Genomic DNA, 15,726 nt, shown 5'->3' on the forward strand with positions numbered 1-15,726 from the left:
CACCCGGAAGGCAGGGGCTCCCTGCTATTCGAGGAGTGACTCCCTCCAGCGATGGACGGATCGTCCTGTAGTACCTGCGCCGCCCCCTCCCGGCACACCGAGGCGGCGGCATGACCATCCCCCTGCTGCTTCTCGGAGCCGCGTTCCTTCTGATCCTCGCCAACGGCTTCTTCGTGGCCGCCGAGTTCGGCCTCGTCACGGTCGAGCGCCCGGAGGCCGAGAAGGCCGCCGCCGAGGGCGACCGCCGGGCCCACAGGGTGGTGGGCGCGCTCAAGGAGCTGTCCTTCCAGCTCTCCGGCACCCAACTCGGCATCACCATCACCTCCCTGGTCGTCGGCATGCTCGCCGAACCGGCTCTCGCGGAGATACTCCACGGCCCCTTCACCGCCATCGGCATACCCGAAGGCGCCGTGTCCGGGGTGTCCGTGGTCGTCGGCATGCTGCTGGCCTCGGCCGTGCAGATGGTGATCGGCGAACTGGTCCCCAAGAACTGGGCGGTGTCGAAGCCCATGCAGGTCGCCCGCTTCGTCGCGGGCCCCCAGCACGTCTTCTCCCGTCTCTTCCGCCCGGTCATCGCCGCTCTCAACGCGGTCGCCAACCACCTGGTCCGCGCCTTCGGCGTCGAGCCCACCGACGAGCTGGCCTCCGCCCGCACCCCCGGCGAACTGGTCTCCCTCGCCCGGCACTCGGCCCAGGCCGGCGCCCTGGAACAGGACACGGCCGACCTCTTCGTCCGTACCCTCTCCCTGGGCGACCTGACCGCGGAGAACGTGATGACACCGCGCGTCAAGGTCAGCGCCCTGCAGTCCTCGGCCACCGCCGAGGACGTGGTCAACCTGACCCGCGCCACCGGCCTCTCCCGCTTCCCCGTCTACCGGGAGCGGATCGACGAGATCGTCGGCATGGTCCACCTCAAGGACGCCCTCGCGATCCCCGCCCACGAACGACTGCACACCCCGGTCGGCCGGATCGCCAGGACCCCGCTGCTCGTCCCCGAGTCGCTGCCCGTGCAGCCGCTGCTGGCCCGGCTGCGCAGCGAGCAGCCCATCGCCGTCGTCGTCGACGAGTACGGCGGTACGGCCGGGGTGGTGACCCTGGAGGACATCGTCGAGGAACTGGTCGGCGAGGTGCGCGACGAGCACGACGTGCACGAGCGGCCCGAACTCGCCGCCGCCCCGCCCGAGGACGGCCGCCTCGCCTGGGACGCCGACGGCAGTTGCCGCGTCGACGTGCTCCAGCGCATAGGTCTCGACGTCCCGGAGGGCCCGTACGAGACGGTCGCCGGCCTGGTCGCCGATCTGCTCGGCCGTATCCCGGCCCCCGGCGACCACGCCGAGCTGCCCGGCTGGCGGCTGGCGGTGCGCCAGGTCGGCCACTACCGCGCGGAGCGTGTCCGCCTGGTCCGCACCACACCCGCCACGGACACCGTCCCCGGCCGGGAGGCGGCAGCCCTCGGCAGGGAAACCACCCCCGCCGCGGAGGCGGCCGACGTGAAGGCGACCATCCCCGTCACGGAAGCGGCCCGCGTCACGGGCACCACTCCCGCCACAGACGCCGCCTCGGCCGTGGAGGCCACCCGATGAGCATGCTCCAACTCCTGTTCGCCCTGCTCCTCGTGCTGGCCAACGGCTTCTTCGTCGGCGCCGAGTTCGCCCTGGTCTCCGTCCGCCGCAGCCAGATCGAACCCCTCGGGACCACCCGGTCCCGCCAGGTCCTCTACGGCCTGGAGAACCTGCCCCAGATGATGGCGGCTGCCCAGTTCGGCATCACCGTCTGCTCGCTGACGCTGGGCGCGGTGGCCGAACCGACGGTGGCCGGGCTGCTGGAGCCGGTCTTCGAGGCCATCCACCTGCCGCACGGCATGATCCACCCCTTGGGCTACGTCATCGCGCTGGCCGTGGTCGTCTTCCTCCACCTCGTCATCGGCGAGATGCTGCCGAAGAACCTGGCGATGGCGGCGCCGGAGAAGACGGCGCTGTGGCTGAGCCCGGCCCTGGTGGCCTTCGCGCGGCTGTGCAAGCCCGTCACTGCCGGTCTCGGTGCCTGTGCCCGCGTGGTCCTCAGGCTCTTCCACGTGGAGCCCAAGGACGAGGTCGAGGCCGTCTTCACCAGCGTCCAGCTGGGCCGGCTGGTCGAGGACTCCGGTCAGGCCGGGCTGCTCGACCCCGAGGAGCAGGAGCGCCTGGAGGACGCGCTGGAGCTGGGTTCCCGCCCGGTGACGGACGTCCTGCTCAAGCGGGACACCCTGGTGACGGTGGCCCCCTCGGTGACGCCCGCGCAGGTCGTGGCCCTGACCGCCCGCACGGGCTACTCCCGCTTCCCGGTGGTCGCGGAGAACGGTGCCTTCATGGGCCGCTACCTCCACGTCAAGGACGTCCTCGACCTGGAGGACTCCGACCGTGCCGTCCCCCAGCAGATCTGGCGGCCCATGACCACCCTCCGCGCGGAGCTGCCGCTGGACGACGCGCTGACGGTCATGCGGCGGGCCGCCACGCATCTGGCGCAGGTGGCGGACGCGTCCGGCAAGGTGCTCGGTCTGGCGGCGTTGGAGGACGTCCTGGAACTGCTGGTGGGCGAGGTCCGCGACCCGGCCCACCGGGAGGTTCCCCCGACCCGGGTGACAGAGCCAAGGCTCAGCGAACCCCCGAAGCAGGCCCTCGCCACCTGATTCCCGCCCCTGCCGCCCCTACCCGTCCCGTCCCAGGGGCTGCGCCCCTTCGACCCCGCTCGGTCGTCGGTCGTCTGCGGGCCGGTGGGGCTTCTCGCGCAGTTCCCCGCGCCCCCATCAGGGGCGCGGGGAACTGCGCGAACGGGGTCCGGGGCGGAGCCCCGAATCCGTGACGCGGGGGTCGAAGGGGCGCGCAGCCCCCGGGACGGGACGGGTAGGGGCGGCAGGGGCGAAGAAGCTACAACGCCGACGGATCCTGCGGCCCCCGCCCCGACAACACCTCCCCGTACGCCTGCATCAGATCCGGCAGCCGCAACGTCGACAGATCATCCCGGGTAGGAATCGACGGATACCCCGACAACCGCAGATCCCGGTACGCACAGCTCTTCTCGTACAACGTCCGCAGGAACCGCCCGTTCCCGAGCTCGTCGATCCACCCCTGCTCCACGACATGCCCGGAGATGGACCGCAACTCGTCGAGCGCCTCCTCGTCCCACACGTCCCCGTTCTCCGCCGCGAGCACCTCCCCGATGGAGGTCAGCTCCAACGGCCGGTACGAGGGAAAGTCGACCCGCGTCGTGAACCGGGACGACAGCCCGGGGTTCGCCGCCAGCAGCCGGTCCATCCCCTCCGGGTAGCCGGCCAGGATCACGACCAGATGGTCCCGGTTGTCCTCGGCCCGCTTCAGCAGCACCTGAAGCGCCTCGTCCCCGTACGCGTCCCCCTTGCCGTACCCGGAGTTGGACAGGGAGTACGCCTCGTCCACGAACAGCACCCCGCCGATCGCCGAGTCGATCAGCTCGTTGGCCTTCACGGCGGTCTGCCCGAGGTACTCGCCCACCAGATCCGCACGCTGCGCCTCGACGAGGTGATCGCCGCCGAGCAGCCCGAGGGCGTAGAAGACACGGCCCAGTATTCGCGCCACGGTCGTCTTCCCGGTGCCCGAGGGCCCGGAGAAGACGAAGTGCCGCTTGGGCGGCTGCACGGGCAGCCCCTGCCCGGCCCGCAACCGCGCCATGTTCAGCTGCGCGGACAACGCCTTGACCTGCCGCTTCACCGGCTCCAGCCCGACCATCCGCTCCAGCTCGGCCAGCGCCTCCTCCAGCAGCTCCGGATCCGTCGGCCCCGCCGGCAGGGACAGCGGCTCCACCGGTACCACGGAGGACTTCTCCCGTACGAAGGTGTCGCCGGCCTCGGGCGGCAGTCCGCCCGACGGCGGCGGTCCGGGGTCGGACACCTTCAGGTCCCGTCCCTCGGCGTCGAAGAACGGCTCCAGCCCGTCGCCGTCGAGCACGTCCTGCCCGATCCCGGCGAGCGAGATCGCGGCGAAGTCGCTCGCGTCGTCGTCGTACCCGTCCCCCTCGGCGATCGCGGCCAGCCGGGCGGAGGTGTCCATGAAGGCGGGGTCGACCCGGTGCACGGCCCGGTACAGCGGCAGCGCGGCGGCGCTGCGCCCCGTGCCCTCGTGGGCGCGGGCCAGCCAGTACCGCAGCTCCTTGCGCTGCGGCTGCTCGCTGCGGCAGCGCATCAGCGCCGCGGAGAGCAGCGGCTCGGCCTGCCCGTACGTCTCCAGCCGCACCCTGGCCATCCCGCCGAACAGGCCGGCCTCGATCCCCAGCAGGGGATCGTCGAGCAGCGGATCGGTGTGCCGGACCAGTTGCTCCCAGTCCTTGACCAGATAGGCGCGGCAGGCGTGCAGAAACCGCACCTGGTGGTCCGCGTCGACCGGGGGAAGCCCGGCGAGCGCCCGGTCCAGCTCGGGCACATGGCGTCCGTCCAGCCAGTGCGAGGCGTGCGCGAGGAGCAGATCACGCGGGCTCTCCAGCACCGGCTGCACCCACCAGCCCAGCCAGTACCAGGAGTTGAGGGTGCGACGGTGTCGGGTGCGCTGCTCCCCGAAGCGTTCCCGGTGCCGGAACATGCGCAGCAGCGCGGTCGTCGTGTCCACCCGTAGCGCGTGCAGGCCGAGCCAGCCGTCCGCCATGCCCGGATCCATCCGCACCGCGGCGCGGAACTCCTCCTCCGCCTGCGGATAGGCGCCCATGGTGTAGGCGTCCACGCCTCGCAGCCAGGCGAGGTCGGCCGGGGCCTCGGGGCCCCGCGAGCCGAAGTCCATCACGTCCCCCACAAACCGTGCCCCCGCTGGAAACCGAACGGGCCGGTGCCCGTCGGCAGCCTTCGTCGAACCGCTGTGCCGCGGACGGGAGTTGCGCCGGTGCGTTGCTGCAGCCGTCCGAAGGTCGCACCTTGGGCATCGTACCTGCGGGTCGGGCGCCCTTCGAAGGGTGCCGCAGCCCTCGTCCTGCGAGGTGGGAGCAGACGGGGCGCATTGCGGACGGTGACCGAGGGTGAAGGAATGGTGTCCCTCGGGTGCCGGAAAGCCGCGAAGAAGGCAGAACGAAGCCCCCGATCACGGGGGAACAACCGGGGGCTTCGCGTATCTGGGCGGTATCGAATGACCGCACATTGAGAACGTAAGACCTGTACGGCCCCCCGGTCAAGCCGAGTTGGGGCCCTCCGGCAACTTCTCGGACAGTCGCCTTCACAAGTTCAGCACATTGCGGATGGCCCGTCACCCTGAGTGAGGTGCGGTGCCGATCCGGGAGCCGTCAGGGGTCCCGTGAGCACCTCGTACCCCGTGTTTCCCGGCCGAATCAGCAGATCGGCGAACGGCCGAGAAGGATCCTCGGCGAAATGCCGACGCTCCGCCCGGACCCAGCCGGCCCAGAAGTCGTCCTGCTCCGCTCCGTCCCGCGCCCGCCCCCGCGACCAGGCCTCCCCTTCCGCCACTTCCATCCACACCAGCCATGCCAGAAACGGCCGCAACATCCGTCGGCCCGCCCCCACCCCTTCGACGACGACCACCGGCGCGCTCGGCAGCACACGCGCCGGGCCGAAGCCGCGTTCACGCCAGTCGTAGGGGGCGTACCGAGCGCTCCGCCCGTGGCGCAGCGGCTCGATCACCTGGTTCAGCAGGCGATCCGTCCACGCGAACAGCTCCTCGTGTGTCGCGATGTCGTCGAGGTGCAGCACCGGTGCGCCGCCGAGCGCGTCCGCCAGCCGTCCGGCGAAGGTGCTCTTCCCGGAACCGGCGTGCCCGTCCACCCCCACCAGCCGGACCGGTCCGCAGGAGGGCGGCAGCCGCCGCAGCCGCGCGGCGAGGTCGTCGACGGCCGGGTCCACGGAAGCGGGGGAGTCGTGCATACGTGGATTGAACACCGTGCCGCGCGGTCGCGGATACGCCACCGGTGTCGACCAATATTGGCGGGCGTGGCGCGGCGCGAGGTGCTGGCAGAAGTCGTTCCCCGGCGTCCATAGTGGGCGAACAGCCGTGCGTCTGAACCGTTCCTTCCGGACCATCTGAACCGTTCCTTCCGGACCACTGGGGGTCACCCGCAGATGACGAGCCTCTCCGAGCCGTCCCGCAGGACCGTCCTGACCGCAGCCGTCGCCACCGCAGCCGCCGCGGCGGCCGCAGGAGCGGCGGGTCAGGCGGTGGCAGACACCACGAGCGGCCGGGGCGAGGCCCCCGTCCGCCCCGCGCGAGCACCGGAACGTTTCACCGACTTCCGTGCCTGGACCTCGTACGCCGACTGGTGTTCGGGCAGTGCCCGGGGCACCCTGGCGAAGGCGGGGACGCGGCCCGGGCTGGTGATCGACTCGCCGCTCGGGACCACCGACTACACCGACCCGCACACCGGGCGTACGGCCGCCTGGGAGTACGGGACCTGGACCTCGCCGGTCCACCGGCTCACGGTGCCCGCCACCGAGGCCGTCGCGTCCTGGAACGCGCACACCCCCGAGGGCACCTGGATCGGGATCGAGCTCAAGGGCACGTACTCCGACGGCACCGACACGCCCTGGTACGTGCTCGGCCGGTGGGCGGCCGGGGACCGGGACATCAGACGGACGTCCGTCGACGGCCAGGAGGACGGCAGAAGCAGTGTCTGGACGGACACCTTCGCGATCGACGACCCGGCGACGGGCCTGCGCCTCGCCTCCTACCGGCTGCGCCTGACGCTGTACCGCACGCCCGGCACCCGACTCACCCCGACGGTCTGGCGGATCGGCGCGATGGGCTCCGACGTCCCCGACCGCTTCACCGTCCCCGCCTCGACGCCCGGGCTCGCGCGGGAGCTGGACGTCCCGCGCTACTCGCAGGAGATCCACAAGGGTCAGTACCCCGAGTACGACAACGGCGGCGAGGCCTGGTGCAGCCCCACCTCCTCGCAGATGGTCATAGAGTTCTGGGGCAGGAAGCCCACCGCCGCCGACCTGGCCTGGGTCGATCCGGCGTTCGCGGACCCGCAGGTGTGCCACGCGGCGCGGTTCACCTTCGACTACCAGTACGAGGGCTGCGGCAACTGGCCCTTCAACGCCGCGTACGCCGCCACCTACCGGGACCTCCAGGGCGTGGTGACCCGGCTGGGCTCGCTCACCGACCTGGAGACACTGATCGGGGCGGGCATTCCGGCGATCACCTCGCAGTCGTTCCTCGCGGAGGAGCTGACGGGGGCGGGCTACGGCACCGCGGGGCACCTGATGACGGTGATCGGCTTCACGGCCGAGGGCGACATCATCGCCAACGACCCGAACTCGCCGACCAACGAGGCGGTGCGCCGGGTCTACCGGCGGCGCGAGTGGGAGAACATCTGGCTGCGGACCAAGCGGTACAACGCCGCCGGCAAGGTCGTCTCCGGCACCGGCGGCGTCTGTTACGTGTACTTCCCGGCGCGACCCACCGCCCGCCAGCGCGCGGCGCTCACGGCGGTGGGCATCCACTGACGCGGCAGGCCAGGCGCGGCGCGGCTCCCGGACGACCGGGGCCGCGCCGACGTGTGACCAAGGTCTCGGCCGTGAGCCGCCCCTGCGGTGGCAAGGTGGACGCAACGGTGGGGGGAGCCCACCGCACACCGATCACACCAGCGAGCTGCCATGACCGCGACCTCCGCCACCGCCACCCGCGTCCGGACCCGCACGGGCGGGCCCGGGGACGACGGCCCGAAGATCGTCGAGCACGTGATGGGCTGGACCCTGGTCGTGGTCGTCGCGATGCTGGTGGCCCAGCTGGGTCTGCTGTGACCTGATCCGCCGGTCGATTCTGTCGATCAGAGTCGAACAAGCTGGTGGTGAGGGTCTGCGATACTGCGGTTGTCCCGCTGGCAGTTGGAGACCAGGACCGAAATTGAATAGCAGTCAACAGCGTGGAGTCGAACCGCCGCGGGCTCGCGGCACCGACCGTTCGCTGGCGCGCCGCGCCGAACTCATCTCCATCGGGCGCAAGTTGTTCGCCGACACGTCGTACGACACGTTGTCCATGGACGACATCGCGCGACAGGCGCACGTGGCCAAGGGACTGATCTACTACTACTTCAAGTCCAAGCGCGGCTACTACCTCGCGATCGTCGAGGACTCGGTGGCAGATCTGATCACGTTCGCGGCGAGCGGGCTCCAACTGCCGCCCGTGCAACGGGTGCACCGGACCATAGACTGCTATCTGCGCTACGCCGAGGACAACCAGGCCGCCTACCGCACGATCGTCAGTGGCGGTGTCGGCTTCGACACCCAGGTGCACGCGATCAGGGACGGCGTCCGCGAGGCGATCGTGGCCACCATCGCGGAGGGCGCGTACGGCAGGACCGACATCGAACCGGTCGCCCGCATGGGCCTGTTCGGCTGGGTGTGCGCGGTCGAGGGTGCCACGCTGGACTGGATCGACCGCCCTGAGCTGCCCCGCGACACGATGCGCGACCTGCTCGTCAAGATGCTGGGCGGCTCGCTGCGCGCCATCGAGGAGCTGGCCCCGGCCTATCTCGCGCCGGAGCCCGCCCGCCGGGACGTCTGAGGGCTTCCAGGGCCGACGACACCCGGGGACGCACTCGGGGTGGGGGTCCGCCGACCGACCCCCACCCCAAGTCCCCCGTCGCGGCGGTTACTTGATCGCCTTGATCAGCTCACCGTCGGCGGTGTCGCCGCTCAGCTCCCAGAAGAAGGTGCCGCCGAGGCCCTGCGCGTCCTTGTACGCCATCTTCCCCTTGATGGTCCGCGGGGTGTCGTAACTCCACCAGTCGTCACCGCACTTGGCGTACGCGGTGCCGCCGACGATCCCGTTGGCCGGGCACGTCTTCTTGAGTACCTTGTAGTCCTCGTAGCCCGCCTCGTACGTCCCCGCGGCCGGGCCGGTCGCCGTGCCGCCGGGCGCGGACTGGGTCACCCCGGTCCAGCCGCGGCCGTAGAAGCCGATGCCGAGCAGCAGCTTGGCGGACGGGATGCCGAGGCCCTTCAGCTTCCGGATGGTGGCGGCGGAGTTGAAGTGCTTGTCGGCGATGCCCGGGTACGGGTACAGCGGCGAGTGCGGGGCGGTGGTCGCGTCCCAGGAGCCGAAGTAGTCGTAGGTCATCGGGTTGTACCAGTCGACGTACTTCGCGGCGCCCGCGTAGTCCGCCGCGTCGATCTTGCCGCCGGGCTTGGCGTCGGCCGTGATGGCCGCGGTGACGAGCTCCTTCTTGCCGAATCGTTTGCGCAGTGCGGCCATCAGGTCCTCGAAGGACTCGCTGCCGCTGGTGTCGCAGGTGAGACCGCAGGCGTTGGGGTACTCCCAGTCGATGTCGATCCCGTCGAAGACGTCCTTCCAGCGGGAGTTCTCGACGAGGTCGTAGCAGGAGTTCGCGAAGGCCTCAGGGTCCTTCGCGGCCTCACCGAAGCCGCCGGACCAGGTCCAGCCGCCGAACGACCAGACGATCTTGAGGTTCGGGTGCAGCTTCTTCAGCTTGCGCAGCTGGTTGAAGTTGCCGTTCAGCGGCTGGTCCGCGGTGTCAGCGACGCCGTCCACGGACTCCTCGGCGGTGAAGGGCTTGTCGGTGTCCGCCCAGGCGTCGCCGAGGGAGCACTTGCCGTCGACGACGTTTCCGAAGGCGTAGTTGATGTGCGTGAGCTTCTTCGCCGAGCCGGAGGTCTCGATGTTCTTGACGTAGTACTTGCGGCCGTAGATGCCCCAGTCGATGAAGTAGCCGACGACCTTGGAAGGGGCCGCGCCCGGCGTGCGCTGCGGGGAGCCCGCCTCCGCCGGGGTGGCGGTCGCGGTGCCCGCTCCGGCGAGCAGTCCTGCGCCGAGGGTGGCGCAACACGTGGCGGCGACAAGCGTCCTGACGGGGACGCGGGGGCTGTGCGGTCTGAGCATCGTGACTCCGGGGGAGGGGAGCGGGACGGGGAGGTTCCTGCCTGGACCTGCTGTGCCGAGGGGGGTGAACGCGGTGGCGCGTTTGTTGGGGGAGAACGTAGAGGACTAGACCACTGGGGGTCAATGGTTCGGACCAATTCGTGCGAGGGTGCGGGGGGTGAGGAACATCCGTGTCAGCTCGTGCGCTAAGTCGTCCCTGGGCTAACTGTGCCTTTGACCTGGGGTGATTGAGCGTCGGAGCCTTCGTGGGTCGTTGTTGTCGATCTTCGGAGAGCTGTTGTGGCGGTCGAATTCCTGACGGACGAGCAGGCGACCCGGTACGGGTCATTTCACGAGGTGCCCTCGCGGGCGGAGCTGGAGCGGTACTTCTTCCTGGACGATGCGGACCGGGAGGTGGTGCAGGCCGAGCGCCGGCCCCACAACCGGCTCGGGTTCGCGGTCCAGCTGACGAGCGTGCGGTTCCTGGGCCGGTTCATGCCGGACCCGCGGCAGGTGCCGGCGGAGGTGGCCGAGTACCTGGCCGAGCAGTTGGAGATCGCGGACGCCTCGTGTCTGAGGCTGTATGGCGAGCGGGACGGTACTGCCCGGACGCATGCCGGGGAGATCCAGGAGTCCGGGGGCCGGCGGGACTTCGCCGAGGTCCGCGAGGAGCTGGTGGTCTGGCTGGACGCGCGGGCGTGGACGACTGGGGACGGGCCGAAGGCGTTGTTCGACTCGGCGGCGGGCTGGCTGCGCGAGGAGCGGGTGTTGCTGCCGGGGGTGAGCCGTTTGGCTCGGTTGGTGGGCACGGTGCGGGAGGCGGCGAACCAGCGGCTGTGGAACACGCTGTTCGGGCTGCTGAACACCGGGCAGCGGGCGGTGCTGGACTCGCTGCTGACGGTGCCGCCCGGCGAGCGGGTCTCGGAGCTGGACCGGCTGCGGCGCGGTCCGGTGCGAGTGTCCGGGCCGCAGATGAAGTGGGCGCTTCAGCGCCCACGGCCGCGCCGGACAGCTCTACCAGCGCTACCAGGACGGCACGGAGGACCAGATCGGCGCGCTCGGCCTGGTCCTCAACGCGCTCGTGCTGTTCAACACCCGCTGCATGGACTCAGCCGTCACCCAGATGCGTGCCGACGGCTTCGACGTCCGCGACGAGGACGTCGCCCGCCTTTCCCCGTTCGTCCGCCACCACGTCAACATGCTCGGCCGGTACTCCCTTCAGCTTCCCGAACTGCCCGGCGGCCTGCGTCCCCTGCGCGATCTGGGCTCCACCGAGGTGGAGTGACGGCGCAGAGCGCCGTACTGGGCTCTGCCCCAAGGTGCGAGCCCAGTACGACGGGATTGCTCAGCCGCTGCAGCCGGGGACGGCGTTCGGCGGGGCGCAGTTGTTCGGGGTGTTCGCCCTGACCGCGGTGTTGTTCAGGGTGACCGTGCCTGCGGCTTCGAAGATGCCTCCGCCGTCGCCGGCGCGGTTGGTGGTGACGGCACTCTGGTTCAGATTCGTCGTGCCGGCGTTGTAGAGGCCGCCGCCCTGGGCGGTGCCGCCGGGAGCAGTAGCAGTGTTGTTGCCGATGTTCACCTGGTTGGCGGTCAGGGTGCCGCCGGCGTTGCCGATCCCGCCGCCCTGGGCGGTGCCGCCGCCGGTGGCGCTGGCGGTGTTGCCGCGCACGGTGGTGCTGCCGAGGGTGAGTGTGCCGGAGGCGGCGATGTGGATGCCGCCGGACAGCGCGGTACCGCCGTCCGGGGCAGAGGCGGTGTTGCCGGTGATGACGCTGCTGGTCATGGTCATCGGGAAGTTGGTGGCGGCTCCGGCGCCGGCCGCGAGGCCGCCGGGAGCGCTGACGGTGTTGTTGCGGACGATGGTCGCGCTCACGGTCATGGTGGAGGCGTCCGCGAGAGTGCCCCGCGCGATACCGCCCTTCGCGGTGGTTTGGTTGTCGCTGATGGTGCTGTTCCTGACCGTGGTCTGGGCGAAGCCGACGAGGGCGGCGCCGAACGCGACGCTGTCGGTGTCATCGGTGACGGTGACGGTGTTGTGGTGCAGTCGGCTGTTGTTCACGGTCAGCGGCCCGTCGTTGGCTACGCCACCGCCTGCGGCGGCGCTCGGGTCGGCACCGGTGTAGCTGGCGGAGTTGCCGCTGAGTTCGACGTTGTTCAGGGTGCCGGTGCCGGCGCTGTCGATGCCGCCGCCCTGGGCGAAGACATCGGACGTGGCGGTGTTGTCGCGCACCCGGCTGTTGTTCACCGTCAGGGTGCCGAGGCTGGCGATACCGCCGCCGCACGAGATCCCCTGGAAGTTTTGGCAGTCGCTCTCCGCCCGGCCGCCGCTGATGGTGGCGTTGTTGAGCGTCAAGGTGCCCGTACCGGCGACGAACAGGATGCGGAAGGCCGGGGCGGACGCGGCGCGTGTGATCGTCGCACCGTTGCCGCTGATCGTGATGTTGCTGCCGATGACCGGCAGGCCGTTGGCGGCGTTGTCGGCGGCCGTCAGGGTGTAGGTGCACCCGCCCGCCAGGCTGAGCGTGTCGGCGCCCGGCTGGCTGTTGGCCGTGTTGATCGCCGCCACGAGCGCCGGGACCGAGCAGGTCACCGGCAAGGTGGCCGCGTGGGCGAGCGGGACAGGCAACGCCACCACAGCGCCCGCTGCCAGGCCGGCCACGGCCAGCCACCGCTCCGGACGCGCTCGTTGGACACCGGTGATCGGCCCCGTCGCCCGGGAGTTCTGCCAAGCCATCAGGGGCTCTCCTTCTCGATGCGGGAGGCTCCCATTGGGCGCGCTCCGACCAGGGGCCCGGACCGCGAGGGAGCACGGACCTTCGACCGTGGTTGCTGTAGCCAGCCGACCACGCTTTGCTGCCGCTAGCTCTCCGACCTGGCCCGTTCGGACGCCGCCGTAGTGTTTCCGGGCGCGTGTGGAGGCACGCAGGGTGATCCGCGCCCTTCACGTCAGCGCCGCGATCCGTGCTCGCCACGGACACAATGCGTCGGTCACCGCCTCGTGCTGCCCGGGGCGAGCAGGCTGGTGAGCTCGGCGATTGCCTCGGGGGAGGGCTTGAAGTAGCGGCGGACGTTCTCCGGCTTCTTGTGCCGGGACTTCGCCATCAGCATCAGCAGCGACGCGCCCTGCTCGCCGAGGTGGGTCAGGGAGGAGTGGCGGTACTCGTGCAGGTCCCAGCCGGTGCCTGGCCCGCGTACGGCGGTGTGCTCGTCCAGCAGGGCCCTGGTCTGCCCGTACGACAGCCGGGCGAACCCGGTGTCCGGGCAGACGTCGCGCGGGCTGACGACCTTCCCCGGCCCCGGGCGGCGGTGTGTGACGAACACCGGCCCGCGGATGCGGCCCTTCAGGAGCCGGGGCAGGAGCCGGGCGGTGCCCGCGTCCCAGTACACGGTCTCCAGCACGTAGTCCTCGCGGACCTGACCCCGTCGGCGGGCCTTGGTACGGGCGCCCTTGGCTTTCACCGGGCATCGGCGCCCGGCCAGGTCCAGGTCCGCTATGTTCACACCGAGGATCTCCTCCGCCCGCCCGGACGTCTCGTACAGCATCCGCCACAGCGTCTTCTCTCTCAGGTGCACCTCGCGCCGGGCGATCAGCCGGTCGATGGCCACCTTCGAGCGTGCCGGGGTCTCGGAGTCCGGCACCGCCGGCCGCTTCGCCCAGGCTGGCACCGCAGGACCCTCGTAGCCGCGCTCGCGGCACCAGCTGAGCCAGGACAGCACTCCGGCCGGCGGGAGTTCCAGGTGTGGACCGCCGCGGTGCCCCAGAGCAGTTCGAGTGCTTCGCCGATCTCGTCGTCCGCAACCGACGCCAGCGGCCGGCCCTCGCCGATCCGCTCGGCGGTCTTGCCGACCCCGATCCCGTAGTTCCGGACCGTGTTCGGGTTGCCAAGCGAGTCGAGGAACACATCCGCCGCCGTCCGGACGGTCAACGCCTTCCCGGCTGGCAGCTGTACGACGGTGGACACCACTTCCCTCTTGGCGCAGATAACAGGGCCGCTTCACGTAGCCGCCGGAGAACGTCACCGCAGGTGACACATCAAGCCACCGCAGATATTGGGGTGTTATCTGGGGGACGACTTCAGCCCCGTCCCGCCGCCGGCGGCGGGACGTCAGCTGCCCACCAGCGGCGACGGAGGCTTAGCGCACGATCTGACACCGATGTTCCTCAGACCCCGGTACGGCGGGCTCGGAAAGTGCCCGGATGAACGGTCGTTAACCGGTGACCCGCTGCTCCGGATCGGGCATACTCCAAGCGCCACCGCCGCTGATCAGCGGCTTCCGTGATCCGGAGGAGGACCATCGGCTGTGGCACGTGTGACCCGGCGGCACCACCTCATCCCCGGTGCGTGTCCGCCGCCGTGCCCTACAGGGAGGAGAGCGTCGCCATGCCCGAGCGCGCCGCGCAGCCGGTGGACCGTCAACTGCCCACGGAGGAGGCCCGGGATCTGATCTCGCTCGTCCGCGAGATCGCGCAGCGGGAGATCGCCCCGCACGCGGCCGCGGAGGAGGAAGCCGGCCGCTTCCCTCGCGAACTCTTCGGTCTGCTCTCCGAATCGGGACTGCTCGGCCTGCCGTACGACGCGGAACACGGCGGCGGGGGCCAGCCGTACGAGGTCTATCTGCAGGCGCTGGAAGAGCTGGCCATGGCCCGTCTCACGGTCGGCCTCGGGGTCAGCGTCCACACCCTCGCCTGCCACGCCCTCGCCGACTACGGGACCAAGGAGCAGCGGGCCGAGCATCTGCCGGCGATGCTGGGCGGCCGTCTGCTCGGCGCGTACTGCCTCTCCGAGCCCTCGTCCGGCTCGGACGCCGCGTCCCTGCGGACCAAGGCGGTACGGGACGGCGAGGAGTGGGTGATCAGCGGCACCAAGGCATGGATCACCCACGGTGGCATCGCCGACTTCTGCACGGTGATGGCCCGAACGGGCGGCGAGGGCTCCGGTTCCCGGGGCATCACGGCCTTCCTGGTCCCGGGGGACGCCGCGGGGCTGAGCGCCGCGGCGCCGGAGAAGAAGATGGGCATGAAGGGCTCACCCACCGCGCAGCTCCACTTCGACGGGGTGCGCGTCGCCGACAGCCGGCGCATCGGTGAGGAGGGGCAGGGCTTCGCCATCGCCCTGTCCGCGCTCGACTCCGGACGGCTCGGCATCGCGGCCTGCGCGATCGGCGTGGCCCAGGCGGCACTGGACGAAGCAGTCGCCTACGCCACCGGGCGACAGCAGTTCGGACGCCCGATCGCCGACTTCCAGGGGCTGCGCTTCATGCTCGCGGACATGGCGACGCAGGTGGAGGCGGGCCGCGCGCTCTACCTCTCGGCCGCGCGACTGCACGACGCGGGCAGGCCGTTCTCCAAGCAGGCGGCCATGGCGAAGCTGCTGTGCACCGACGCCGCGATGAAGGTCACCACGGACGCCGTCCAGATCCTCGGCGGGTACGGCTACACGGCGGACTTCCCCGTCGAGCGGTACATGCGCGAGGCCAAGGTGCTCCAGATCGTCGAGGGCACCAATCAGATCCAGCGGATGGTCATCGCCCGTCACCTCGCGGGGCCCGAGTCACGCTGAACGAACCACGGAAGAAGTCGGGCGCCCCGAACGGGTCCGCGCGGGTGCCGAACTGGTCGAGACCGCTCGGCGGCGTCGCCAGTCGCACCCACTCCGGATCGTGACGCCCCGGCAGAGTGCGGCCCCGGTCGGCCCAAGTCCGCAGCAGCGCACGGTAGATGGGCGGGTCCTGAGGCGGGGCCGACCCTTGCGGAAGCGATTCTGCCGAAGCCGGTACGAAGATGTGACGCCGACTCCCGGTCACCGAAAATGGTGGGGTCATACCGGGCCAACGCGCACGAGGCCGCGCCGGTCACCGTTCCCGGGAATCGTGTCTGAGTTCGCGCCGGGACCGAACG

12 protein-coding genes and 2 pseudogenes are annotated in these 15,726 nt (G+C 70.8%); 8 read left to right on the forward strand and 6 right to left on the reverse strand.

What is annotated here, in order from left to right; genetic code table 11:
• Positions 1-110: 110 nt before the first annotated feature.
• Together ACZ9QC_RS35235 and ACZ9QC_RS35240 are read left to right on the forward strand one after the other, a co-directional pair.
• A complete protein-coding gene (locus ACZ9QC_RS35235) occupies positions 111-1,583 on the forward strand; it encodes a hemolysin family protein (protein ID WP_472916777.1) in 1,473 nt (490 codons plus the stop codon).
• Positions 1,580-2,668, forward strand: coding sequence for a hemolysin family protein (locus ACZ9QC_RS35240; RefSeq protein WP_472916778.1), 1,089 nt, complete (start codon positions 1,580-1,582; stop codon positions 2,666-2,668). The genes ACZ9QC_RS35235 and ACZ9QC_RS35240 overlap by 4 nt, the downstream gene beginning before the upstream one ends.
• Before the next feature lie 238 nt (positions 2,669-2,906).
• Here ACZ9QC_RS35240 and ACZ9QC_RS35245 read toward each other — a convergent pair whose 3' ends face one another.
• Together ACZ9QC_RS35245 and ACZ9QC_RS35250 are read right to left on the reverse strand one after the other, a co-directional pair.
• Positions 2,907-4,784, reverse strand: coding sequence for an AAA family ATPase (locus ACZ9QC_RS35245; protein WP_472916779.1), 1,878 nt, complete (start codon positions 4,782-4,784; stop codon positions 2,907-2,909).
• Between the two features lie 434 nt (positions 4,785-5,218).
• Positions 5,219-5,872, reverse strand: coding sequence for a uridine kinase family protein (locus tag ACZ9QC_RS35250; RefSeq protein ID WP_472921903.1), 654 nt, complete (start codon positions 5,870-5,872; stop codon positions 5,219-5,221).
• Positions 5,873-6,067: 195 nt separating this feature from the next.
• Here ACZ9QC_RS35250 and ACZ9QC_RS35255 point away from each other — a divergent pair, with 195 nt between their 5' ends.
• From ACZ9QC_RS35255 to ACZ9QC_RS35265, 3 genes are all read left to right on the forward strand, one after another.
• A complete protein-coding gene (locus ACZ9QC_RS35255; RefSeq protein ID WP_472916780.1) occupies positions 6,068-7,453 on the forward strand; it encodes a peptidase C39 family protein in 1,386 nt (461 codons plus the stop codon).
• A 150-nt stretch (positions 7,454-7,603) separates the two neighbouring features.
• Positions 7,604-7,750 carry an SCO1431 family membrane protein gene (locus ACZ9QC_RS35260; protein ID WP_184896477.1) on the forward strand — a complete coding sequence of 49 codons (147 nt, stop codon included), beginning with the start codon at positions 7,604-7,606 and terminating at the stop codon, positions 7,748-7,750.
• Positions 7,751-7,853: 103 nt separating this feature from the next.
• The gene (locus ACZ9QC_RS35265) at positions 7,854-8,513 is read left to right on the forward strand and encodes a TetR/AcrR family transcriptional regulator (protein ID WP_472916781.1); all 660 of its coding nucleotides are present in this window, start codon (positions 7,854-7,856) and stop codon (positions 8,511-8,513) included.
• A gap of 87 nt (positions 8,514-8,600) precedes the next feature.
• On the opposite strand, the gene ACZ9QC_RS35270 is transcribed toward ACZ9QC_RS35265, so the two are convergent.
• Positions 8,601-9,848, reverse strand: a complete 1,248-nt coding sequence (locus ACZ9QC_RS35270; protein ID WP_472916782.1) for a glycoside hydrolase family 18 protein — start codon at positions 9,846-9,848, stop codon at positions 8,601-8,603.
• Positions 9,849-10,127: 279 nt separating this feature from the next.
• Between ACZ9QC_RS35270 and ACZ9QC_RS35275 the strand changes: the two are divergent.
• Together ACZ9QC_RS35275 and ACZ9QC_RS35280 are read left to right on the forward strand one after the other, a co-directional pair.
• Positions 10,128-10,820: pseudogene (locus tag ACZ9QC_RS35275) on the forward strand (DUF4158 domain-containing protein); the annotation flags it as partial.
• Positions 10,821-10,875: 55 nt separating this feature from the next.
• Positions 10,876-11,112 (forward strand): Tn3 family transposase, encoded by a 237-nt coding sequence (locus ACZ9QC_RS35280; RefSeq protein WP_472921904.1) that lies wholly within the window; start codon positions 10,876-10,878, stop codon positions 11,110-11,112.
• Between the two features lie 60 nt (positions 11,113-11,172).
• On the opposite strand, the gene ACZ9QC_RS35285 is transcribed toward ACZ9QC_RS35280, so the two are convergent.
• Together ACZ9QC_RS35285 and ACZ9QC_RS35290 are read right to left on the reverse strand one after the other, a co-directional pair.
• The gene (locus ACZ9QC_RS35285) at positions 11,173-12,561 is read right to left on the reverse strand and encodes a hypothetical protein (RefSeq protein WP_472916783.1); all 1,389 of its coding nucleotides are present in this window, start codon (positions 12,559-12,561) and stop codon (positions 11,173-11,175) included.
• Between the two features lie 254 nt (positions 12,562-12,815).
• Positions 12,816-13,789 (reverse strand): annotated as a pseudogene (locus ACZ9QC_RS35290) (site-specific integrase).
• 420 nt (positions 13,790-14,209) lie between these two features.
• Between ACZ9QC_RS35290 and ACZ9QC_RS35295 the strand changes: the two are divergent.
• A complete protein-coding gene (locus tag ACZ9QC_RS35295) occupies positions 14,210-15,388 on the forward strand; it encodes an acyl-CoA dehydrogenase family protein (protein WP_472916784.1) in 1,179 nt (392 codons plus the stop codon).
• On the opposite strand, the gene ACZ9QC_RS35300 is transcribed toward ACZ9QC_RS35295, so the two are convergent.
• Positions 15,351-15,650, reverse strand: a complete 300-nt coding sequence (locus ACZ9QC_RS35300) for a hypothetical protein (RefSeq protein ID WP_472916785.1) — start codon at positions 15,648-15,650, stop codon at positions 15,351-15,353. The genes ACZ9QC_RS35295 and ACZ9QC_RS35300 overlap by 38 nt on opposite strands.
• Positions 15,651-15,726: the final 76 nt, after the last annotated feature.

The organism is Streptomyces sp. HUAS MS02 (assembly GCF_055702265.1).